Raw genomic sequence first — 20,595 nt, forward strand, 5'->3', positions numbered from 1 at the left:
ACAAAGCATGAGCGACAAATCAATGATCATTGATGACCTTCTTCCCGCCTGCGAGGACGCCCTTGCTTCGGCTGAAATTCTGCTCGGCAAGATCAGGGACCAGGTTGGCGAACGGGTGATCAGGGACGGCCGGGTTGATAGCAAGCTGATCGATGATGAACAATTCGCGGCGCACGGGCTTTCCTGGGCCGCGACCTATATAGAAGCACTTCGCCAGATGCATGGCTGGGGTGGGCGCCTGCAAGCAACTGGAAACTTCGGCGAGCTTGAGCAACTTATATTGCAGTCGGCTTTTGGCGAATATCTGTCCCAGCTTTATGGCGGCATTGCCTTATCTCAGGTCGAAATCATCCGCCCCCGCGATATGGGACTGTCCAGTAAAGATACACACGTCTTTTTTACGGACGGTGTTAAAAAGCTGACCCGCGGCGGCAACACCAACGCCGCCCGTATGCGCATCGCCGCCCTGATTTGCGAGGGTGCGGACAGTGACTACTTTGGTCACGCGGGACTTGACGACGAAATGCTCGAGATGGTCCGCGACCAGTTCCGCCGCTTCGTCAACGAACAGGTCTTGCCTGAAGCCCACGAATGGCACCTTAAAGACGAACTGATCCCAATGGAGATCGTCGAGCAGATGGCCGAACTGGGCGTCTTCGGCCTGACCATCCCCGAAGAATTCGGCGGCCTCGGCATGGGTAAGATGGCCATGTGTGTGGTCACCGAAGAACTGTCGCGCGGCTACATCGGCGTCGGCTCCCTTGGCACCCGCTCGGAAATCGCCGGTGAGTTGATCAGACTGGGCGGCACAGACGAGCAGAAGGAACATTACCTGCCGAAGATCGCATCGGGGGAAATCCTGCCGACCGCCGTATTCACCGAACCGGGCACCGGATCGGATCTGGCCAGTCTTAAAACCCGCGGCGTGCTGGAAGGCGATGTTTATAAAATCACCGGCAACAAAACCTGGATCACCCACGCCGCGCGCTCCGATATGATGACCTTGCTGGTCCGCACCAAGACGGAAGAACCAGGCTACAAGGGCCTGTCGATGTTGCTTGCCGAAAAACCCCGCGGCTCAGACAGCGACCCTTTCCCGGCCGTTGGCATGACCGGCGGCGAGATCGAGGTTCTGGGTTACCGGGGCATGAAGGAATACGAACTCGGTTTTGACAATTTTGAAGTTTCGGCCGATAGCCTTCTGGGCGACGTCGAGGGTCAGGGTTTCAAACATCTGATGGCAACTTTTGAATCGGCCCGCATTCAAACTGCGGCACGCGCCGCCGGGGTCGCCCAATCGGCTCTGGAACTGGGTCTTTCTTATGCTCGCGAACGCATTCAGTTTGGAAAACCGATTGTTGAATTCCCCCGGGTCGCCGGAAAGCTGGCATGGATGGCGGTTGAAACCATGGTCGCCAAACAGTTGGCCTACTTCGCCGGCCGCGAAAAGGATTCTGACCGGCGCTGCGATATCGAAGCGGGCATGGCCAAATTGCTGGCCGCCCGCGTCGCCTGGTCAAACGCCGATAACGCCCTGCAAGTTCACGGTGGCAATGGCTACGCCCTGGAATACCCGATCTCGCGGGTTCTCTGCGATGCCCGCATCCTCAACATTTTCGAGGGCGCCGCTGAAATCCAGGCGCATGTGATTGCACGAGGCCTGCTGGCAGGCCGGAATTAAAACCAATCAACCCGAATATTCCTGGCTCGATTCTTGCCACTGCTGACGTGTCATCCGAAAGGCCGTGCACTGTTCGGCGTAGGCCCGTCGCATTCCCTCTTCACGCAAGCCGGATTTCTTTAACACATTTTGCGAGGCTGTGTTTTTCGGGTCAGTCACCGCAACAATTTCCGGTAACGGCGTTTCTTCGAAGCCGAATTTAAGCATTCGACGACATATTTCTGTGGCGTAACCTTTTCCCCAGGCCGATTTTTTCAGCATATAACCGATTTCAATTTCAGCCTCAGGCAAATGATCTCCGCTGACCAAATCCCAGTTGGTATCGTCTTCGTCGATGGGCAGGGGCAACAGAACTGCATCCCCCAGCTTTTCATTTGTTAAAAGGTCAGCAACACACCAAACACCAATACTGCCATTTGCGCAGCGCTTAACATAATTCGGCATTTTCCTGATAATCTGATCCTCGGTTTCCACGTCGCCAACGTACTTCATGACATCCGGGCTCGTGCAAAGCTCAATGGACAAATCCAGGTCACATGTGGCCATAGGTCGCAACACGAGGCGTTCGCTCTTGAGAATAAGTTCCATGCCCGGATTTTGCCAAACCAAGTCATCAATAACCAGTGCGTTTAATCAAAATACCCCATCAATCCTTCCTTTTCAGCCCGGACAGATACAATGTCTGTACCCTCTTGTTAAAAAGGCAATTTCACGGGGGTTATGAGGTACGGCATAAAAAATTGCTCTCATTGAGAGTTTTAATATATATTGACTTTATCAAGGGTTGATTTTCGCCCACTAGGAGGCAGGATATGGATCCCGCAATTGTCGCATACTGGGTAGCCGTCGGGTTCGGCTTATTAATTGTCTGCGGGGCATCAATCGATAAATTTGCCGACCCCACATATGATGCTGATGCCGAGTCCCAGATTAATTATGCGCGACGCTTCAAGCCTATCTTCCAGACATCTGATAAAAATTATCGTAAGTGGCAATTTGTATACGTCGGGTTTACCGGTCTTGTTTATATTTTCATTGCCGTTTTTCCGGAATTTTCACTCCCGATCATCAAGATGGTCAATAACGATACCCTCCCGGATTACGCAACCGGGATTGAACCAAATCAGTCGACATTCCCGCTAACCGCCATCGCATTGATTTTTTTCCTGCAAAGTGTGCCGCAAGTTAAGAAAGGCGAAGAAAAGATACGCCAGTTGCTACACCGTCTTGCCAAAATTCCAAGTGGCGTGGATGAGATTGTTGAAAAACTCTTATCGTCAGATTTTAATTTTGGTGACTACACGCAATCAGTCGAATTGAACGAACCGGAATTTCTTTCCGTCAGTGTATCGGATTTTGAACTCCCCCATAATCATATTCAGCATAAATGGGCAAAAGCTTGCTGTCTGTTGTTTAGCCTGCGAAAAGCTGACACCGATGGTATTAGTCCGGCAGGAACGTTTGAGCGGGATTCATATGACACAAAATTCTTTGAGTATTACAGAAAGCGGTTCGAAAAAATTCAACAACAGCACAGGAACTTAAAAAGCGTCCTGGACTACTATCTGGGGCTTACTATAAATGACAACGAATATCGGGCAACAGAGCTAGCCCTTGATCAGGATATCAGTGATCTTCTTAAACAACTTTATTCGTTCATCGCCTGTGCGGCGTGTTCAAAGGAAAGCCTGCAAGCAAACGTCTTCATAAATTTGAACAAGTTGGGTTTCCTGCTTCCCGCGCATATCATTATTAATGAAAAAAAGAAAGATACAGTCAATAACGTCATTTGGCTGATGGTCGGTATTATCTTCTTCGTTTTTATGATTCTGGTCATGGGTGGAGCCGAATATTTCGCCGCCAATTATGACAACAGCTTGCTCGAAAGACTAAAATATGTCCCCAAACCCGGTGCGGATGCTCTCATCTGGGGGGTTGCCACAGCATGTATTCACGGCATTGCCGCATGGGTAGCCTTAATCTTCCGGGCAAAGCTCAGACGCAAAGGCACCTGGTTTACCCAGGGAAAAGTACGGCCCTGGTCAAACTATGGAAAATCGGCTCTTGTTGGCGGATTTTCCGGTCTACTGGTACTTTTTATTATTGGATTCTTATTGGAATTCCTGTTTGCGCCTTCCCTTGGCGCCGCAGGGGGAGACCCTTCCAATGCGTCAATACGGAAGCAAATCATTAATGGGGTCTGGGGTTTCCTGCCGATGACAACGGCCATCTTTACCGTCTATCATTTTGATACAATGCAGTTGCGGAACAGAAATAAAAACATGATCCGGCGAATTGCCGTACACGTTTTCTTCATGGCGACCCTGGGCTTGGCAACATCTCTGGCTTATTTGGGTTTGTGGCATAATTTATATCCTCAAACACTTGATGGCCTGAAACCGGACGTCATTTCCGAACAGTTTAAAATGATGAGGTATCAATGGCCTTTGTTCATTGCTCTCTTGATGGCCGTACTGGGTGGATTAATGGGATACGTGCTACAGACCAAGGCAGCCGGGAATTTGTTTGGCAAGAATACCGAAACCCAAGACACCTCCTGATTGCCGCATTTTCCTGATAAGGCCCCACTGACCCCCTTCCCTTTCATCCAGACCGGATATAAGGTCTGACCATGATCGAAATGGACCTGTACATAACCTTTGTTCTGGCGACGATCCTGCTGATTTTGATGCCGGGACCGATTGTCACCATTACCGTCGCCAATTCGCTTGCCTATGGCACCCGTCACGGCTTGCGCACCGTTGTTGGCACCTCGTGCGCGACGACGGTGCTTCTGATCGTCGGCGGGTTTGGCATGGCTTCGGCTTTTGCTTTGCTTGCCCAGTGGTTTGAATCGCTGCGCTGGTTTGGCGCTGCCTATCTGGTCTTCTTAGGTATCCAGCAGTGGCGGGCTAAACCCATCGTCCTGGGCGAGGAAGGTGCCAGTGCCTGGTCGAAGAAAGGCATCTTCTGGCAGGGTTTCGTGATTTCGATCACCAACCCGAAGACGATCCTGTTTTACGCCGCCTTCTTTCCACAGTTCATGGACCCGGCACGGGATCCGGGGCCGCAATTATTTGTATTGAGCGTCACGTTTTTGTTTATTGCGACGTTTCTGGACAGCTGTTACGCGGTGTTGTGCGGCAGGTTGCGCCCCTTTCTTGCCGACGCCAGACGCGGCCGCCTGCGCAACCGCATCACCGGTGGGCTTTTGATGGGCACCGGGCTGGCCCTGGCGCTGGCACGAAAGACTTGAGTGCATGGTGAAACTGACAAAAATATACACCCGTGGCGGCGATACGGGCGAAACATCCTTAGGCAATGGCGATCGCACGGCCAAGCACGACCTTCGTGTCGCCGCTTACGGCTGCGTCGATGAAACCAACGCGACAATCGGTCTGGCCCGTCTGTACACGGACGGCGACGCTGACGCCATGCTGGCGCGAATCCAGAACGACCTGTTCGATCTTGGCGCTGACCTGTGTCGACCCGGCGACGGGTCGGAAACTGACGAAGCGCTTCGTATTGTCGATGGCCAGGTGGCGCGTCTGGAAAGCGAAATTGACACCATGAACGAGCAACTTGAAGCACTGACATCATTCATTCTGCCCGGCGGTTCGCAGGCCGCGGCCCATTTGCATATGGCGCGCACCGTCTCGCGCCGCGCCGAACGATTGGTTTCAGAATTAATAACCATTGAGGCCACCAACCCGGCGGCTTTGCGCTATATCAACCGACTGTCCGATCACCTGTTCCAGCTGGCTCGATTGCACAACAATGCGGGCCAGGATGATGTCCTGTGGACACCCGGCGCCAACCGTTAAAATCAGTACCCGAACAGGCTTTTCCCGAAGCGTCGAAATCCCTACAAAATAGGGCGCATGGCGACATTGACAGGGCCTGACTCTATCCTTATTGTGCATCTGCGAAGTAACGTGATACAACAGGAATTCATCAAAATATTCAGTATGTTAGCTGAAAATTTTAGAGGTTTTTTTCGGTCACACTCGGTCCAATCTCCAGCTCTTCGGCAGGTCATCCATGAAAGTTCTTATCGCCGTCAAACGGGTTATCGACTTCAACGTCAAAATCCGTGTTAAATCAGACAATTCGGGTATCGAGACGGCCAACGTCAAAATGTCCATGAACCCCTTTGATGAAATCGCCGTCGAGGAAGCGATCCGCCTGAAAGAGGCCGGCACCGCCGACGAGTTGGTCGTCGTGTCCATGGGCACGGCACAGTCATCGGAAACCATCCGCACGGCTTTGGCAATGGGCGCCGACCGTGGCATTTTGGTTGAAACCGAAACTGAATTGCAGCCCCTGGCCGTCGCCAAACTTCTTAAAGCCATCGTCGAAAAAGAAAAACCCGACATGGTAGTCGTCGGCAAGCAGGCTATCGATGATGATGCCAATCAGACCGGCCAGATGCTGGCCGCACTGTTGGGCTGGCCGCAAGGCACATTTGCTTCCAAGTTGGAACCCGGCGATGGCAAGGCGACGCTGGTCCGTGAAGTCGATGACGGCTTGCAAACCATCCAGGTTAATCTTCCGGCCGTTATCTCGACAGATTTACGCCTTAACGAGCCGCGTTACGCATCGCTTCCCAACATCATGAAGGCCAAGAAGAAGCCCATCGACACCACCACCCCGGATGAGCTTGGCGTCGATGTAACCCCGCGACTTGAAACCGTCAACGTCGTCGAGCCGCCAGTACGTGATGCAGGCGAAATCGTCGCCGATGCTGCCCAACTGGTCGATAAACTGAAGAATGAGGCGAAGGTCATCTGATGAGTATTCTTGTCGTTGCCGAACACGATAATTCGGAATTGAAGTCCGCCACCCTGAACGCCGTCACCGCCGCAAGCGAACTTGGTGACGTCACCCTGCTGGTCGCTGGTCTTGATTGTGGCAGTGTTGCCGAACAAGCCGCAAAGGTCGCCGGTGTCGCCAAGGTCATCGTCGCCGATGACGGCGCTTTTGCTAACGGGCTGGCCGAAAACGTGGCCTCTCTACTGGTTGATCTGGCCCCCGGCTACAGCCACCTTGTCGCCCCCGCGACAACATCGGGCAAGAACATCATGCCGCGTGTTGCCGCCCTGCTTGATGTGGCGCAAATTTCAGAAATTTCCGCCATTGAAAGCCCGGACACCTTCATCCGCCCGATCTACGCCGGCAACGCCATGGCGACGGTCAAAACCGCCGACACACCAAAAATCATCACCGTTCGCGGCACTGCTTTTGAAGCCGCCGCCACAGAAGGCGGCAGTGCGGCCATCGAAGCTGTCAGCGGTGGCGGCGATCAGGGCCTGTCGAGTTTTGTCAGTCAGGAAGTGAGCAAATCCGAACGACCCGAACTGACAACCGCCAAAGTCGTCATTTCTGGCGGTCGCGGAATGCAAAACGGTGAAAACTTCCATCTGCTTGAAGACATCGCCGACAAACTGGGTGCTGCCGTTGGCGCCTCGCGCGCTGCCGTTGACGCCGGTTACGTACCCAACGATTACCAGGTTGGCCAAACCGGCAAAGTTGTCGCCCCCGATCTTTACATCGCCGTCGGTATTTCAGGGGCTATTCAGCATCTGGCCGGCATGAAGGACAGCAAGGTCATTGTCGCCATCAACAAAGACGAAGAAGCGCCGATTTTCCAGATCGCTGATTTCGGTCTTGTCGCCGACCTGTTCGACGTGCTTCCGCAGTTGTCGGCAGAATTGGATAAATAGCTTAAGCTTTAACTTTTAGGAAACGTCATGTCATCGGACATCAAAAAAATAGGCATCATCGGGGCCGGCCAAATGGGTGGCGGTATCGCCCACGTTTGTGCGCTGGCTGGTCACGACGTCTACCTGATGGATATCAATGAAGACAGCCTCACGGGCGCTTTGGCTGTCATCAATAAAAACATGACGCGGGCCGTCAGCAAGGACAAGCTGGCGCAAGTCGACATGGAAGCTGGCCTTGCCCTCATTTCCACAGGCTCTTCTTACGACGACTTCAAAGACTGCGATCTGGTTATCGAAGCGGCCACCGAAAACGAGGAACTGAAAAAAGAAATCATCCGCGAAATTTGCAAGGTGGTTCCCGAACACACCATTATTGCGTCCAACACCTCGTCTATCTCCATTACCCGGTTGGGTGCGCAAACAGACCGGCCCGGCAAGTTCGTCGGCATGCACTTCATGAACCCTGTTCCCCTGATGGAACTGGTCGAACTGATCAGGGGCATCGCCACGGACGAGGAAACCTACGCCGCCGTCCGCACCCTGACCGAACAACTGGGCAAGACTCCGGTCAACGCCGAAGATTTCCCGGCTTTTATCGTCAACCGCATCCTGTTGCCGATGATCAACGAAGCCGTCTACACCCTGTATGAAGGTGTGGGCTCTGTTCTGGCCATCGACACCTCCATGAAACTGGGCACCCATCATCCCATGGGACCGCTGGAGTTGGCCGACTTTATCGGCCTGGATACCTGTCTGGCGGTGATGAATGTGCTGCACGAGGGGTTGGCCGATACCAAATACCGGCCCTGCCCGCTTTTGGTCAAATACGTGGAAGCGGGCTGGCTGGGTCGCAAGACTGGGCGCGGTTTCTATGATTATTCCGGTGATGAGCCGGTCCCGACCCGCTAGACGCCGTCAATAATCATGAATCTTTTTGAACGCTATCTGACGCTGTGGGTGGCCCTCTGTATCGTTGTCGGCATTACGCTCGGCCACTTCATACCCACACCGTTTCATGTTCTGGGAAGCGCCGAGCTGTTCAGCGTCAACATCCCGGTTGCCGTGCTGGTCTGGCTGATGATCATCCCGATGCTGCTGAAGATCGATTTCGGGGCTATGCATCAGGTCAAGGAACATTGGCGTGGCATTGGCGTGACCCTGTTTATCAATTGGGCCGTTAAGCCGTTTTCCATGGCCCTGCTGGGCTGGATTTTCATCGGCGTCGTCTTCAGGCCGTATCTTCCGGCCGAACAAATCGAGTCCTATATCGCAGGCCTGATCCTGCTTGCCGCAGCCCCCTGCACGGCCATGGTTTTTGTGTGGAGCAATCTGTGTGACGGCGAGCCTCATTTTACCTTAAGCCAGGTGGCGCTCAACGACGTTATTATGGTCTTTGCCTTCGCCCCCATTGTTGCGCTGTTGCTGGGCTTGTCATCGATTGTTGTTCCCTGGCAAACGCTGCTTCTGTCAGTGGTTCTCTACATTGTCGTGCCAGTGCTTTTCGCACAAATGTGGCGCAAAAACCTTTTGGCAAGGGGTGGGCCGGAAAAACTGCAAACCGTCCTGGACAGGCTGGGACCGGTTTCCCTGGTCGCCCTGCTGACCACACTTGTTCTGCTATTCGGTTTTCAGGGTGAGCAAATCATCGCCAAGCCGGTGATTATAGCGCTGCTGGCCGTGCCTATTCTGATCCAGGTTTATTTCACCTCCGGGCTGGCTTACCTGCTGAGCCGCAAGTTCGGCGTCGCCCACTGCGTCGCCGCCCCCTCGGCTTTGATCGGGGCGAGTAATTTCTTTGAATTGGCAGTTGCCGTCGCCATCGGCCTTTTCGGTTTTCAGTCAGGAGCAGCGCTTGCCACCGTCGTCGGTGTGCTGATCGAAGTCCCGGTCATGCTGTCAGTGGTCAAAATCGTCAACTCGACCAAGGGCTGGTACGAGGCGGGTCTTACGCCTCGTCCGTAACCTCCACCAAATCGATGGGGATGCCTGCTTCGGCCAGCATCTCGCGGGTTGTTTCGGCGGCTTCTGACCAACGCTCGGCGAAGCCCCCTTCCATGCAACTGGCATCGGTGACGACCCGCTTGATACCAACCTGAATGATCGCCCGGGCGCAGTCCGTACACGGCACATGGGTGACGTAGATGGTGCCGCCCTTCAGGGGCACACCCATACGGGCGGCGTTATAGATGGCGTTGCGTTCGGCGTGCTCGGTCCAGTCGTATTTGGTCGGGCGGGCGTGGCGTTCTTCTTTTTCATCATCGATGTAACGGGGGAAACCGTTATAGCCGTAGGGGCCGGGGGTCCGGTCCTCGCCAACGATGACCGCGCCGACCTGGGTCGAGCGGTCCTTCGACCAGGTCGAGACCTCTTTGGCGAGGCGTAAGAATCGGGCGTCCCATTTGCTCATATTAGTGATTGTCGTCCAGCGGGCGTATTAATGCAACTCGGCACGCAGCTTCTGGCGGAACGTATCAATGGAAGTCAATTGTCCGCCATTATCCACATTCCAGAACTGCCAGCCGTTGCAGGCCGGGGCTTTTTGCACATGGGCTCCGACCTGATGGATGGAACCGCGGAAATCAGCACAAGCCAGCGAACCATCGGCACGGACCCGGGCCGTATGACGACGGCGGTGGTCGCAAAGGACGGTTCCGGGCTTCAAAAGCCCACGTTCAATCAGGCGACCAAAAGGAATACGCGGCAGACTGCGTTTGGGCGGCGTTGAATAGAGGGTTTTCTCATCATCAGAAATTTCCCTGACTTTTTTGATGCGCTCCCTGGCGATCTTGACGTATTCGGCTTCACGCTCAAGGCCGATGTAATGACGGCCCAGTTTCTTTGCCACGGCGCCGGTGGTGCCGGTGCCGAAGAACGGATCAAGGACCACGTCGCCGACCTCTGTCGATGACAAAATCACACGGTACAGCAGGGATTCCGGTTTTTGCGTCGGATGCGCCTTCTGGCCGTCTTTTTTAAGGCGTTCACGACCCGTGCAAATGGGCAGCTCCCAGTCGGAACGCATTTGCAGATCCTCGTTGAGGTTCTTCATGGCCTCGTAATTAAACAGGTACTTTGACTCCTTGGTCTTGGCGCACCAGATCAGGGTTTCGTGGGCATTGGTGAAGCGGCGACCGCGGAAATTTGGCATGGGATTGGTTTTGCGCCAGACCACATCGTTGAGCATCCAGAAACCCAAATCCTGCAACTGTGAGCCAACCCGGAAAATATTGTGATAACTGCCGATCACCCACAAAGTACCGTTGGGCTTCAAGACCCGCCGGGCCGCTTCCAGCCAGCCACGGGTGTACTCGTCATAAGCCTTAAAACTGTCGAATTGGTCCCAGTCATTGTCGACGCCATCGACGACAGAGTTATTGGGGCGCAGCAAGTCGCCTTCCAGCTGCAGGTTATATGGTGGATCGGCGAAGACCATATCAACGGATGCTTCGGGCAGTCCGTTCATCAGATCGACGCAATTTCCCTGAAGTATTTGACCGTCTTTCGAGGATTTCCCAGAACCCATGTTTCTTGCAGGCGACACACCTAAGCATCACCTCTCCCTGCCCAGTTAATTTCGGGCAGTCTGATTCAGTGACGATTCGCGGTCAAGAAGTAAATGAATCCAATAGGTTAGATAAGTTTTTTGACTCTATATATAGAGGCTATGAATCGTCCGGACTCAATATCTAGCGCTCCAATATTTTCCTGATCGGTGCGAAACTGCGACGGTGGTGCTCCGTAACGCCAAAATCGGCCAGTCCCTGTTGATGTTTCTTGGTGCCGTATCCGGCATTATGATCCCATCCATATGCCGGATATTCTTCGGCCAGTTCGGCCATGATCCTGTCGCGGCTGACCTTGGCGACAATTGATGCCGCAGCAATGGAAAGGCTACGGCCATCGCCCTTGACCAAGGCTTCGCCCGGGCACGGTAATTCGGGCAGGCGGTTGCCATCGATCAACGCCATTCCCGGTTTCACACTCAAAGCCTCAACAGCGCGGGACATCGCCAGCATGGTTGCGGCAAGGATGTTCAAGGCATCAATTTCTTCAACACTGGCGATACCCAAGCCGGTTATCGCGTGAACCTTAAGCAGCTCGAACAAGGTCTGGCGTTTTTCGGGCTTTAGTTTTTTTGAATCATCCAGCCCCTGACGCAGACTGTCGGGCAGTGTCGCAGGGTCAAGGATCGCCGCCCCGGCGACCACCGGCCCGGCCCAGGGACCACGCCCGGCCTCGTCTACGCCGCAAACAGGGCCAAGACCTTCGGCAATGGCTTCGTACTCGAACATGAAATCAGGCATGGTATGAAAGTATCCGAAAAATTAAAACAATGCCATCTGGTCGCCAGCCTGTGGCGGAAGTTGGAAGCGCCCGCAATCAAGGCCCAGATCCCTGGCATTGGCCGCTGCAATCCCCAACTGGCCGCAGGCTAGGTGGAAGCGTTTCGACAGCAGCTGCGCCAAGGGGCCGCTGCCGGTCATCCGTTTGCTGAACGTGCTGTCGTTCAATTCACCGCCCCGGTTCTGCCTGATCAAGCTAAGGACATGATCCTTCTTGCCCGGGGCGTGAACGTCGAGCCAGTCTGCGAACAGGTCCTTCAGTTCCAGTGACAGCCTGAGCAATATATAAGAGGCCGATACCGCCCCGGCATCGACCCCGGCTTTGATAATCGTCTCAAGCTCGGCATCATTGAGAAACGGGATCATCGGCGAGGCAAAAACGCTTACCGGCACCCCTGCCCGATTTAATTCCCTGATTGCCTGCAAGCGCTTTTCGGGAGTCGGGGCCCTGGGTTCCAGCTTGCGTGACAGGTGGCGATCAAGGGTTGTCACCGATACCGCCACCGCGGCCAGTCCCTTCGCTGCCATTGGCCCTAAAAGATCAAGATCGCGCAACACCTGGTCTGATTTGGTGACGATGGCGACGGGATGCTGATAGGTACTGAGCACTTCCAGTACCTGCCGGGTCAGACGATGGGCGCGCTCGATGGGTTGATAAGGGTCCGTATTGGCCCCAATCATGATGCCCCGGCAGCGGTAGCCGGGCTTTCGCAAATCCCGCTCAAGAGCTTCAACAATATTTGTTTTCGCGAACAGGCGGCTTTCAAAATCGAGCCCCGGCGACAGCCCCATATTGGCGTGGCTGGGCCGTGCATAACAATAGGCGCAACCATGCTCACAACCCCGGTATGGATTGATCGAACGATCAAAAGGAAGATCCGGCGATTTGTTATAGGTGATGGCGGTGCGACACGTCTCATTGGTCACCGTGGTGCGCAGGGGTGGCAGATCGTCTTCGTCCAAATCCCAGCCATCATTGATGGCTATTGTTTGCAAAGGTTCGTGGCGACCGGTCCGGTTAGCTTGGGCGCCGCGGCCCTTTTTAGGTCTGTCTGCCCTGATATCAATCATCGTAAATGGTAACCCACAATTTAGAACATTTCAAGAACATGTCAAATCAAGAATCCATCTGCGAAAGGCCACAACAGCAGGCTGTTCCATGTTCTCGTCAGGGATCGCCAGGTAGTAGGCGAAGCCTGTCTGGATACCCAGTTCAAACGGCCTGACCAGCGCCCCGGAAGCCAGATCGTCACGCACCAGCGAGGTGTTGACCAAAGCCACCCCGTGGCCTTCAAGTGCTGCCTGTACGGCCATGTTTTCCAATGAAAATTCCGGCCCCTTGCGCCAATCGACGCCGCTTATTCCGGCTGACTTCAGCCACATGCGCCAATCCGGATAGGACTGGCTGTCGGTGGCAAAACCAACATGCAGCAAAGTATGATGAGCAAGGTCTTCGGGGTTATTCAATGCCAGTTTGGGACTACAGACCGGAAAGATTTCTTCTTCAAACAGGCGGTCGGCGTGATGGCCGGGATACTGACCGCGCCCGTAACGGATCGCCACATCAACACCATCGCGGCGTAAATCGACAAGCGCCATCGTCGCGTCAATACGGACCTTAACGCCGGGGTTCTTTTCCTGAAAATCATCAAGCCTGGGGACCAACCACTTGGCGGCGAAGGATGGTGCCGTGGTGATGGTGAAAACATCCAGTTCCGCCTTATCGTCCAACTGCCCTGCAGCCTCGGCCAGCAAGTCGAAACCTTCAGATAATGCCGGCAATGCCGCTTGTCCCCGGGCTGTTAAAGCCAATGCCCGGGTCAGGCGTTTGAACAAGAGAACCCCGGCAATATCCTCCAGCGCTTTGACCTGATGGCTGACGGCGGCCGGTGTGACATTCAGTTCCGCCGCCGCCTTGGTGAAACTTAGATGACGGGCAGCGGCTTCAAATGCGCGCAGGGCGTTGAGCGGTGGCAGGCGACGAGGCATGAAAGTTATACCTTAGAATTTCTATAGCATAGTATGAAAACAACTCGTTTGTATAGTCCTTATAACCCCTATATTTCTTTGTCATACCTTAACTTTCACAACCCCGTTATACACAAAAGGAGCTATGTTATGACCCCCTATTATCTGCTCTCCCGCGACCGCACTGCTTTCGATCAAATGCTCAGCGAAGCCGCCCACCACCCGCGCACCCAAAACCGCCTGCCCGCCAGCTCTCCTGAAACCAGTCTTTCGCAGATGATCAGCAGCGGCACTTTTCATGGCGTCAGCGCCATCGAACGGGGATGGATGCGGCTGGGTTCCGTTTTGCGAGGATAGAGCGCCAATAAATGTGCTAAGCATGGGGCATGTGGACCAAAGACCGCCCCATGCTCAGCATCGTTATTCCGACCCTCAATGAAGGCGGTAATATCGGCGCAACCATCGATGCCCTGAAAAAAGGCGGCATCAAGTGCCGTTATGACATCATTGTCGCCGATGGTGGCTCGAGCGACGCCACCATAGAAGAAGCCCGCGCTCGCGGCGCCGATATCATCGAAAGCGAACCGGGGCGCGGCGTCCAACTGGCCGCTGGAGGAAGACACGCCAAATGCACCTGGTTGTTGTTCCTTCATGCCGATACCGAACTGGCAGCCGGTTGGTACGATGAGGTTGAAGCCTTCATGCAGGACGAGGGCAATTATCGTCACGCCGCCGCCTTCAGCTTCCTGCTGGATGACGACAGCCCGGCGGCTAACGTTCTTGAAGGTATCGTCAATCTGCGAACCCGTATATTGGCCCTGCCCTACGGCGACCAGGGCTTACTGCTCAGCCGGGCTTTTTACCGCGACCTGCATGGTTACGCCCATCTTGATATCATGGAAGATGTTGAAATTATCCGGCGTATTGGCCGCAAACGCCTGCATATTTTTAAATCCTGCGCCGTTACCTCCGCCGATAAATACCGGCGGGATGGTTATCTTTTCAGGCCCCTGAAGAATATTCTTTGTCTGGTGCTTTATTTCCTCGGCCTTTCTCCACGGCTGATCGCGAAAATTTATCGATGAGCGGCAAGCGTCATCTTATTGTTTTTGCAAGAGAGCCGGTCTTGGGCAGGGTCAAGAGCCGCCTGGGACGTGATATCGGCGTCTTCGCCGCGGCCCGGTTTTACAGACAGACTGTCGCTACCGTCCTGAACCGCCTGGCCCGCAACCGGCGCTGGCGCTGCTGGCTGGCCCTCAGCCCCGACAGCGCAATCAACAGGCATCGCTTTTGGCCCAAATCATTCCAACCTACCAAACAGGGAACAGGCGATATAGGGGCGCGCATGAAACGGGCCATGGCGCAAATGCCACCGGGACCGGTGGTTATCATCGGCACCGATGTACCAGATATCACTGGCGGACATATCGAAGCCGCATTCAAGGCCCTGGGCGATCACGACATTGTCTTTGGGCCTGCGGCGGATGGCGGTTACTGGCTGGTCGGGGCAAGGCGCGCACCAAGCACTCCCGATCTTTTTTCAGGCGTGCGCTGGTCGAGTCGTCACACCCTGGAGGATTCATTATCAAAGCTGCGTAAACAGGGTTTCAAGGTAGCCCTGCTGGAAACCCTGAACGATGTCGACGACGGTCCGGCTCTCGCACAATGGAGGAAATCCAAAAATAAGTGCGCTTAGAATCAACACCCTCTATATTTTCTCAAAGAAAACAGGGTGGCTATCCATAACCAGAAGCGAGCGTGAACAGGTCAAATGATTTTCTTGAAAAACACCCGGATCAGAAGCATTGGCTAGGCTTTTGTCTTAACCATGCTGGTCATTGGCGGCCTGTTCGCTACCAGTTCACTGATCACAACAGATAACATTTCGACGATTAAAAAAACCTGGGACAGCTTTGAAGAAAGCCGTTCGGAAAAAGCCGCCGCCCTGAGCGCCTTGCGTAAAGAAATCGGTTACGGCGGCATGATCCATCAATTCAAAAAAAAGGGGGGAGGGAAAATGGTGTCCTGTTTTTCTGACGGCATTGTCTTTACTCTATTTCAGGCGGTCCGTCTTATTCGTGTGGATCAACCGCGTCACGCAGGCCGTCGCCCAGGTAATTGAAACCAAGAACAATGATAATGACCGGCACCATGGGTAACATCAGCCAGGGATACAGGGCGACGGCTTCAATATTCTGTGCTTCAGACAGCAGCACCCCCCAACTGGTGATCGGCGGGCGCAGTCCTAGCCCTAAGAAACTGAGTGCCGTTTCGGCCAAAATCATTGAAGGGATCGACAGCGTCGCCGAGGCGATCAGGTGGCTCATGAAATTGGGCAACAGGTGACGGGCGATGATCCGCTTCGGCTTGGCCCCCATAAGCTGGGCGGCGACACAGTAATCTTCTTCGCGCAGGGCCAGTAATTTTGAGCGCACGGCGCGGGCCAGCCCCGGCCAGTCAAGCAGGCCCAAAATAAGAGTAATGCCGAAATAAACCAGAATCGGGCTCCAGGTCACCGGAAGCGCCGCAGAAAGCGCAAGCCACATAGGCAGTTCTGGTAAGGAACGCAAAATTTCGATCATCCGCTGAACGGTGTAATCGACCCAACCACCCAGATACCCGGCCAGGCCACCAAAGAACAGGCCCAGCACGAAACTAACGGTTATGCCCAAAATACCGACTGTCAGCGACACCCTGCCCCCGTAAAGCAGCCGGGAGGCCATATCCCGGCCCAGTCTGTCAGTGCCAAGCAAGAACATCTCGCCGTCCTCAGGCGGACAGATCAGGTGGATGTTGCCCGGTATCAGGCCCCAGAACTGATAAGTGTCGCCGGAACAGAAGAACCGTATTTGCTGTGGCTTGGAGGTGTCTTCGCTGTATTCCCGCTTCAGGGTATCCATGTTCAACTTCATATCAGAGGCGTAGACGAAAGGGCCCAGGAACTTGCCGTTATCAAATAAATGCACTTCATGGGGCGGTGCAAAAATATAATCCGTATGGCGGCTGTGCAGATCGTATGGGGCCAGAAATTCGGTGATGATGATCGAGAAGTAACTGGGCACAAGAAATAAAAGGGCCAGCATGGCGATTTTGTGCCTTTTGAAGCGCCACCAGATAATCGTCCACTGGGACGCCATATGCAGTTTGCTGGAAGACAGTTCTAGAATCTCATCATGATCCGGATCGAACGGCGCCTCGGATACGAAGTGGGCCAGTTTTTGACTCATTTCATCACCTTGCCGCCATGGCGAATTCTGGGGTCGAGAACGCCAAGCAGGACGTCAGAGATAAACATCCCGATCACCGTAAGCGTCGCCAGAAACATCAGGAATGAACCGGCAAGATACATGTCTTGCGAGCGCAACGATGACAGCAGCATCGGACCGGTCGTCGGCAAGGACATGACCACCGAAACAATGACCGAACCCGAAACCACTTGCGGAATAAGATTTCCGATGTCGGCGATGAACGGGTTGAGGGCCATGCGCAGGGGATATTTTCTGAGCAGCTTACCTTCGGACAACCCCTTCGCCCTCCCCGTGATGACATACTGTTTGTGCAATTCATCAAGCAGATTGGCCCTAAGGCGGCGGATCATGCCGGCGGTTCCCGAAGTGCCAATAACGATCACCGGAATCCATAAATGTTCCAACACCGAGGAAAATTTAGCCAGGCTCCATGGCTGGCCAATGAAGTGTGGGGCCATCAGGCCGCCGATGGAGGTTCCAAAAGTGATATTGGCGAAATAGAGCAGGATCAGCGCCAACAGGAAATTGGGCGTGGCAAGCCCCAGGAAACCAAGGAACGACAACCCGTGATCCCCCCAACTGTACTGATGGGTCGCCGAATAGATGCCAATGGGAAACGAGACCAGATAAATAAAGGCGATGGTGGCGATATTCAGGACCACAGACAGCAACAACCTGTCACCAATGACATCCTTGACCGGCAGGTTATGTTCAAATGAAAACCCCAGGTCGCCCTGCAAAAGCCCTGTGACCCAAATATAATATTGCTCGACCATGGGACGGTCCAGGCCATATTGGGTGCGCAGAAAATCGATCTTCTCCTGGGCCACGGACTCGCCCTGGCTTTCCAGTTCGGCGATATAGGTGGTCAGGTAATCACCAGGCGGCAGCTGAATGATAAAGAACACAAGCATACTGACCGCCAGCAAGGTGCCGGCCATGGTGCCCAGTCGATGGGTCAGATAATTTATCATGGTGAGGCAAACCAGAAGGTATCGGGCCGGTGGACTCCGAACATGGCGCCCGGCTCCCAATTATAGATCGCCGTTTCAGGTACGTTACGAAGACGATTGCTGGCGACAACCAGTTGCGAAACCCCGGCGACCAGGCCGATGGTAAACATCTGATCGGCGTGAATTTCCAGCATTTCCTTCCAGATCTCCGTTTTGTTTTCAACACTGACAGAATTAACCCAGGCTTGATACAGGTCCAGCAATCTTTGCGCCTGGGCCACATCAGTGGGTTCTCCAGCCCGCCCCTGGTTCTCGAAAAATTGCCCCCACCTGGGCCATTGCAGTTGTTGCTGGTTGGTGGGCGCCAGTTCCCCGGGATTCGACTCGGCTGTCGGAATCCCGTTCTCCAAACCGGCCCATATCGACATCATGGAAGCGCCGGAAAAAATCCGTCGCCGGAAGACCTCTCTTTGCAGCGGCTTGATAAACAACTTGATGCCAACCTTGCGCCAGTCGTCGCGAATAAGGTCCAGAACATCGATTTGGCTGACATCTTCGCCCGCCGTCTCGACGATGATTTCCATGGCCCGGCCATCGGGCAGCAGCCGAATTCCCTCTTCGTTTCTCTTGTCCAGTCCCAAGGTGTCGAGCATTTGATTGGCCAGTTGGGGGTCGTATCCCGCCCATTTCTTTCGGTAGGACGGGTTGCTTAATTCCGATTGCGGCAGCACCGTGTTGTTGCCTTCAAGGGCAAGGCCATAATAAATCACCTGATTGATATCATGGCGGTTGATGGACACCGACAAAGCACGTCTGAAATCCGGTTGCCGGAAAAGCGCCCGCCAAACCGGATCGCTGACGTTGAGGTTGGGATAAAGTGCGTTTTTCGCGCCCTTGGCCGAAAGCCACCTGAGCACCTTAAAGTTATTCCTTTTTTCGCCCTGCTTCAGAAACGTGTAATTGCTCATACTCAAGTAGCGTCCCTGCAAATCGACTTCCCCACTACCCGCCTTGGCAGGAATCAATTTGGCCGAAGCAATGGTCATTGCCACCTTGTCTATATACGGCAACTGGTTTCCCTGAGCGTCGATGCGATGATAATAGGGATTGCGTTCAAAAATAAAGCGGTCCGATGGTGGTGGTGTTTTCAAAACCCACGGCTGCAGCGAGGGCCTGTCCGGATTGTTGTTTTTATAAGGGCGGTCATGGAAAAAATGCAGCGACACCCAGTTTCGCTGGCCCAGTTCCTTGACCTTGTTTTTTATAATCTTGGTATCGGTATACGCGGGGTGGAATTGCTTCAGGTAATGAGCCGGCCTGAAAATATAGATGGGCCTTGCCCCAGCCAGGGCCGGAAGGAAAAACGGATTGGGCCTGGACCAGCTGTAGCGAACCGTCAGTGCGTCAATGATATCAACCTTAGGCGGCTGGCCATCAACCAGCAGTTCCTGAGGCAATCCCATGCGCGAGGCTTCCGGATTGCTGGCGATATCTTCCCAGTAATATCTGAAATCCTCGGTCGTGAAAGGATGCCCATCGGACCAGCGATGGCCTTCTCTAAGATGAAAGGTGAAAATTCGTTGTTCTTCGACATCTACGCTGTGGGCGATGTCGGCGACGATTTTCATTTCCTTGTTGTAGCCAACCAGCCGGGCGTATCCATAGACAACCATCAAACGGATATCCTTGGCCCGGCCGCCAAGAATTCTCATGGTGCCGCCGTAACGTCCGGTTTTCTTAGCCTCGTCATTAAGGGCGACGATGAACGGTTGTTGCGGAACGCGCGCTGCGACCGGCGGCAAATTACCTGCCGCAACGTCTTGTTTGAAATAGTCAGGCTCGACAAACGCCTGCTGGCCTGCCGCTGGCTTAAAGCCAGCCGTGACAAAAATGAGACACAGCATCAGTGCTATCAGCAGGTTGCGATTAATCACCGGGCACCTCGTGGGCTCGAAGGAAATGGCCACTGCCAACGGGAATTAATGCAGGCTCGCCGGAACCATTATCAATAAAGGGGGCGTCCCAGGCGTCCGGATCGGAATCACGCCCGGCAGCGACAATGGAAAAATCCAGTGGTTGTCCGGGATCAGGATAAGGGACCGCGGCAATTAGTGACTTGGTGTAGGGATGTAAGGGGTATTTAAACAACTGTTGGCTGGGCGCAAGCTCGACAAGCCTTCCTGCGCACATCACGGCAATCCTGTCAGCGATGTAATCGACAACCGCCAGATTATGGGAAATGAAGAGATAGGTCAGGCCCATGCCCCGCTGTAGGTCTCTTAAAAGATTAAGGATTTGCGCCTGAATGGAAACGTCCAGGGCCGAAACGGGCTCGTCGCAAATCAACAAGTCCGGGTTTAAGGCCAGTGAGCGGGCGATAACGATGCGCTGGCGCTGGCCTCCGGAAAAGCTGTGCGGGTAACGGTTCAGAAGATGTTCATCCAGGCCGATCAAGGCCATCAGTTCCAATACTGTTTTCTGGCGGCTTTCAGCATCGCCAATATTGTGAATAACCAGTGGTTCGCTAAGGATGTCATAGACCGTCATGCGTGGATTGAGGGCGCTGTAGGTTTTAGGATTGGTCTTCAGGCGCCTGCAAACTTCGTATCCGTCCATCCCTGGCATCATGATGTCCAAAAGAATAAGGTCTGGGTGGCTTTTGTGGGCCGTTGAAATGCC

22 protein-coding genes are annotated in these 20,595 nt (G+C 54.1%); 12 read left to right on the forward strand and 10 right to left on the reverse strand.

Annotation, left to right across the window (positions count from 1 at the left end):
* The first annotated feature begins 7 nt into the window (after positions 1 to 7).
* Entirely contained in the window at positions 8 to 1,681 is a 1,674-nt protein-coding gene (locus HOL66_06720) for an acyl-CoA/acyl-ACP dehydrogenase (GenBank protein MBT5243919.1), read from the forward strand.
* A gap of 6 nt (positions 1,682 to 1,687) precedes the next feature.
* On the opposite strand, the gene HOL66_06725 is transcribed toward HOL66_06720, so the two are convergent.
* On the reverse strand, positions 1,688 to 2,269 hold the full coding sequence (locus HOL66_06725) for a GNAT family N-acetyltransferase (protein ID MBT5243920.1): 582 nt from the start codon (positions 2,267 to 2,269) through the stop codon (positions 1,688 to 1,690).
* A 224-nt stretch (positions 2,270 to 2,493) separates the two neighbouring features.
* Between HOL66_06725 and HOL66_06730 the strand changes: the two genes are divergently transcribed.
* The 7 genes from HOL66_06730 to arsB all read left to right on the forward strand — a co-directional run bounded on the left by HOL66_06730 (position 2,494) and on the right by arsB (position 9,366).
* On the forward strand, positions 2,494 to 4,242 hold the full coding sequence (locus HOL66_06730; protein MBT5243921.1) for a hypothetical protein: 1,749 nt from the start codon (positions 2,494 to 2,496) through the stop codon (positions 4,240 to 4,242).
* Positions 4,243 to 4,313: 71 nt separating this feature from the next.
* Positions 4,314 to 4,937, forward strand: coding sequence for a LysE family transporter (locus HOL66_06735; GenBank protein ID MBT5243922.1), 624 nt, complete (start codon positions 4,314 to 4,316; stop codon positions 4,935 to 4,937).
* 4 nt (positions 4,938 to 4,941) lie between these two features.
* A complete protein-coding gene (locus tag HOL66_06740) occupies positions 4,942 to 5,505 on the forward strand; it encodes a cob(I)yrinic acid a,c-diamide adenosyltransferase (protein ID MBT5243923.1) in 564 nt (187 codons plus the stop codon).
* 217 nt (positions 5,506 to 5,722) lie between these two features.
* Positions 5,723 to 6,472 (forward strand): electron transfer flavoprotein subunit beta/FixA family protein, encoded by a 750-nt coding sequence (locus tag HOL66_06745; protein MBT5243924.1) that lies wholly within the window; start codon positions 5,723 to 5,725, stop codon positions 6,470 to 6,472.
* Complete coding sequence (locus HOL66_06750; GenBank protein MBT5243925.1) at positions 6,472 to 7,404, forward strand: electron transfer flavoprotein subunit alpha/FixB family protein; 933 nt, start codon at positions 6,472 to 6,474, stop codon at positions 7,402 to 7,404. The genes HOL66_06745 and HOL66_06750 overlap by 1 nt, the downstream gene beginning before the upstream one ends.
* A 27-nt stretch (positions 7,405 to 7,431) precedes the next feature.
* Positions 7,432 to 8,313 carry a 3-hydroxybutyryl-CoA dehydrogenase gene (locus tag HOL66_06755; protein ID MBT5243926.1) on the forward strand — a complete coding sequence of 294 codons (882 nt, stop codon included), beginning with the start codon at positions 7,432 to 7,434 and terminating at the stop codon, positions 8,311 to 8,313.
* A 15-nt stretch (positions 8,314 to 8,328) separates the two neighbouring features.
* Positions 8,329 to 9,366, forward strand: a complete 1,038-nt coding sequence (gene arsB, locus HOL66_06760) for an ACR3 family arsenite efflux transporter (GenBank protein MBT5243927.1) — start codon at positions 8,329 to 8,331, stop codon at positions 9,364 to 9,366.
* Here the strand turns inward: arsB and HOL66_06765 are convergent.
* The 5 genes from HOL66_06765 to HOL66_06785 form a co-directional block, all read right to left on the reverse strand.
* Positions 9,350 to 9,811, reverse strand: coding sequence for a dCMP deaminase family protein (locus HOL66_06765; GenBank protein MBT5243928.1), 462 nt, complete (start codon positions 9,809 to 9,811; stop codon positions 9,350 to 9,352). The two genes, arsB and HOL66_06765, sit on opposite strands and share 17 nt — an antisense overlap.
* 27 nt (positions 9,812 to 9,838) lie before the next feature.
* The gene (locus HOL66_06770; GenBank protein ID MBT5243929.1) at positions 9,839 to 10,927 is read right to left on the reverse strand and encodes a site-specific DNA-methyltransferase; all 1,089 of its coding nucleotides are present in this window, start codon (positions 10,925 to 10,927) and stop codon (positions 9,839 to 9,841) included.
* A 163-nt stretch (positions 10,928 to 11,090) separates the two neighbouring features.
* Positions 11,091 to 11,708 (reverse strand): ribonuclease HII, encoded by a 618-nt coding sequence (locus HOL66_06775; GenBank protein ID MBT5243930.1) that lies wholly within the window; start codon positions 11,706 to 11,708, stop codon positions 11,091 to 11,093.
* Between the two features lie 21 nt (positions 11,709 to 11,729).
* Positions 11,730 to 12,818, reverse strand: coding sequence for a PA0069 family radical SAM protein (locus HOL66_06780; protein ID MBT5243931.1), 1,089 nt, complete (start codon positions 12,816 to 12,818; stop codon positions 11,730 to 11,732).
* A 30-nt stretch (positions 12,819 to 12,848) separates the two neighbouring features.
* Positions 12,849 to 13,736: a transcriptional regulator GcvA gene (locus HOL66_06785; protein ID MBT5243932.1), complete on the reverse strand. Its 888-nt coding sequence runs from the start codon at positions 13,734 to 13,736 to the stop codon at positions 12,849 to 12,851.
* Between the two features lie 129 nt (positions 13,737 to 13,865).
* On the opposite strand from HOL66_06785, the gene HOL66_06790 reads away from it, so the two are divergent.
* The 4 genes from HOL66_06790 to HOL66_06805 all read left to right on the forward strand — a co-directional run bounded on the left by HOL66_06790 (position 13,866) and on the right by HOL66_06805 (position 15,837).
* Complete coding sequence (locus HOL66_06790; protein ID MBT5243933.1) at positions 13,866 to 14,072, forward strand: hypothetical protein; 207 nt, start codon at positions 13,866 to 13,868, stop codon at positions 14,070 to 14,072.
* A 50-nt stretch (positions 14,073 to 14,122) separates the two neighbouring features.
* On the forward strand, positions 14,123 to 14,800 hold the full coding sequence (locus HOL66_06795; GenBank protein MBT5243934.1) for a glycosyltransferase: 678 nt from the start codon (positions 14,123 to 14,125) through the stop codon (positions 14,798 to 14,800).
* Complete coding sequence (locus HOL66_06800) at positions 14,797 to 15,411, forward strand: glycosyltransferase (protein ID MBT5243935.1); 615 nt, start codon at positions 14,797 to 14,799, stop codon at positions 15,409 to 15,411. The genes HOL66_06795 and HOL66_06800 overlap by 4 nt, the downstream gene beginning before the upstream one ends.
* Before the next feature lie 132 nt (positions 15,412 to 15,543).
* A complete protein-coding gene (locus tag HOL66_06805) occupies positions 15,544 to 15,837 on the forward strand; it encodes a hypothetical protein (protein MBT5243936.1) in 294 nt (97 codons plus the stop codon).
* On the opposite strand, the gene HOL66_06810 is transcribed toward HOL66_06805, so the two are convergent.
* The 4 genes from HOL66_06810 to HOL66_06825 form a co-directional block, all read right to left on the reverse strand.
* Positions 15,788 to 16,942, reverse strand: a complete 1,155-nt coding sequence (locus HOL66_06810; protein MBT5243937.1) for an ABC transporter permease — start codon at positions 16,940 to 16,942, stop codon at positions 15,788 to 15,790. The genes HOL66_06805 and HOL66_06810 overlap by 50 nt on opposite strands.
* The gene (locus tag HOL66_06815) at positions 16,939 to 17,937 is read right to left on the reverse strand and encodes an ABC transporter permease (protein ID MBT5243938.1); all 999 of its coding nucleotides are present in this window, start codon (positions 17,935 to 17,937) and stop codon (positions 16,939 to 16,941) included. The genes HOL66_06810 and HOL66_06815 overlap by 4 nt, the downstream gene beginning before the upstream one ends.
* Positions 17,934 to 19,850, reverse strand: a complete 1,917-nt coding sequence (locus HOL66_06820) for an ABC transporter substrate-binding protein (protein ID MBT5243939.1) — start codon at positions 19,848 to 19,850, stop codon at positions 17,934 to 17,936. Before HOL66_06820 ends, HOL66_06815 begins: the two co-directional genes overlap by 4 nt.
* Positions 19,843 to 20,595 (reverse strand): ATP-binding cassette domain-containing protein (locus HOL66_06825; GenBank protein MBT5243940.1); only part of this gene is annotated, 753 nt, incomplete at its 5' end. The genes HOL66_06820 and HOL66_06825, both read right to left, overlap by 8 nt.

The organism is Rhodospirillaceae bacterium (assembly GCA_018662005.1).
GTDB lineage: Bacteria > Pseudomonadota > Alphaproteobacteria > Rhodospirillales > JABHCV01 > JACNJU01.

Bases quoted from the DNA above. Each gene is read 5' to 3' on its own strand.
- HOL66_06750 (MBT5243925.1), top strand. From the start codon at position 6,472: ATGAGTATTCTTGTCGTTGCCGAACACGATAATTCGGAATTGAAGTCC.
- HOL66_06780 (MBT5243931.1), bottom strand. From the start codon at position 12,818: ATGATTGATATCAGGGCAGACAGACCTAAAAAGGGCCGCGGCGCCCAA.
- HOL66_06725 (MBT5243920.1), bottom strand. From the start codon at position 2,269: ATGGAACTTATTCTCAAGAGCGAACGCCTCGTGTTGCGACCTATGGCC.
- HOL66_06790 (MBT5243933.1), top strand. From the start codon at position 13,866: ATGACCCCCTATTATCTGCTCTCCCGCGACCGCACTGCTTTCGATCAA.
- HOL66_06765 (MBT5243928.1), bottom strand. From the start codon at position 9,811: ATGAGCAAATGGGACGCCCGATTCTTACGCCTCGCCAAAGAGGTCTCG.
- HOL66_06795 (MBT5243934.1), top strand. From the start codon at position 14,123: ATGCTCAGCATCGTTATTCCGACCCTCAATGAAGGCGGTAATATCGGC.
- HOL66_06755 (MBT5243926.1), top strand. From the start codon at position 7,432: ATGTCATCGGACATCAAAAAAATAGGCATCATCGGGGCCGGCCAAATG.
- HOL66_06815 (MBT5243938.1), bottom strand. From the start codon at position 17,937: ATGATAAATTATCTGACCCATCGACTGGGCACCATGGCCGGCACCTTG.
- HOL66_06735 (MBT5243922.1), top strand. From the start codon at position 4,314: ATGATCGAAATGGACCTGTACATAACCTTTGTTCTGGCGACGATCCTG.
- HOL66_06805 (MBT5243936.1), top strand. From the start codon at position 15,544: ATGCTGGTCATTGGCGGCCTGTTCGCTACCAGTTCACTGATCACAACA.
- HOL66_06770 (MBT5243929.1), bottom strand. From the start codon at position 10,927: ATGGGTTCTGGGAAATCCTCGAAAGACGGTCAAATACTTCAGGGAAAT.
- HOL66_06800 (MBT5243935.1), top strand. From the start codon at position 14,797: ATGAGCGGCAAGCGTCATCTTATTGTTTTTGCAAGAGAGCCGGTCTTG.
- arsB (MBT5243927.1), top strand. From the start codon at position 8,329: ATGAATCTTTTTGAACGCTATCTGACGCTGTGGGTGGCCCTCTGTATC.
- HOL66_06810 (MBT5243937.1), bottom strand. From the start codon at position 16,942: ATGAGTCAAAAACTGGCCCACTTCGTATCCGAGGCGCCGTTCGATCCG.
- HOL66_06775 (MBT5243930.1), bottom strand. From the start codon at position 11,708: ATGCCTGATTTCATGTTCGAGTACGAAGCCATTGCCGAAGGTCTTGGC.
- HOL66_06785 (MBT5243932.1), bottom strand. From the start codon at position 13,736: ATGCCTCGTCGCCTGCCACCGCTCAACGCCCTGCGCGCATTTGAAGCC.
- HOL66_06745 (MBT5243924.1), top strand. From the start codon at position 5,723: ATGAAAGTTCTTATCGCCGTCAAACGGGTTATCGACTTCAACGTCAAA.
- HOL66_06720 (MBT5243919.1), top strand. From the start codon at position 8: ATGAGCGACAAATCAATGATCATTGATGACCTTCTTCCCGCCTGCGAG.
- HOL66_06740 (MBT5243923.1), top strand. From the start codon at position 4,942: ATGGTGAAACTGACAAAAATATACACCCGTGGCGGCGATACGGGCGAA.
- HOL66_06730 (MBT5243921.1), top strand. From the start codon at position 2,494: ATGGATCCCGCAATTGTCGCATACTGGGTAGCCGTCGGGTTCGGCTTA.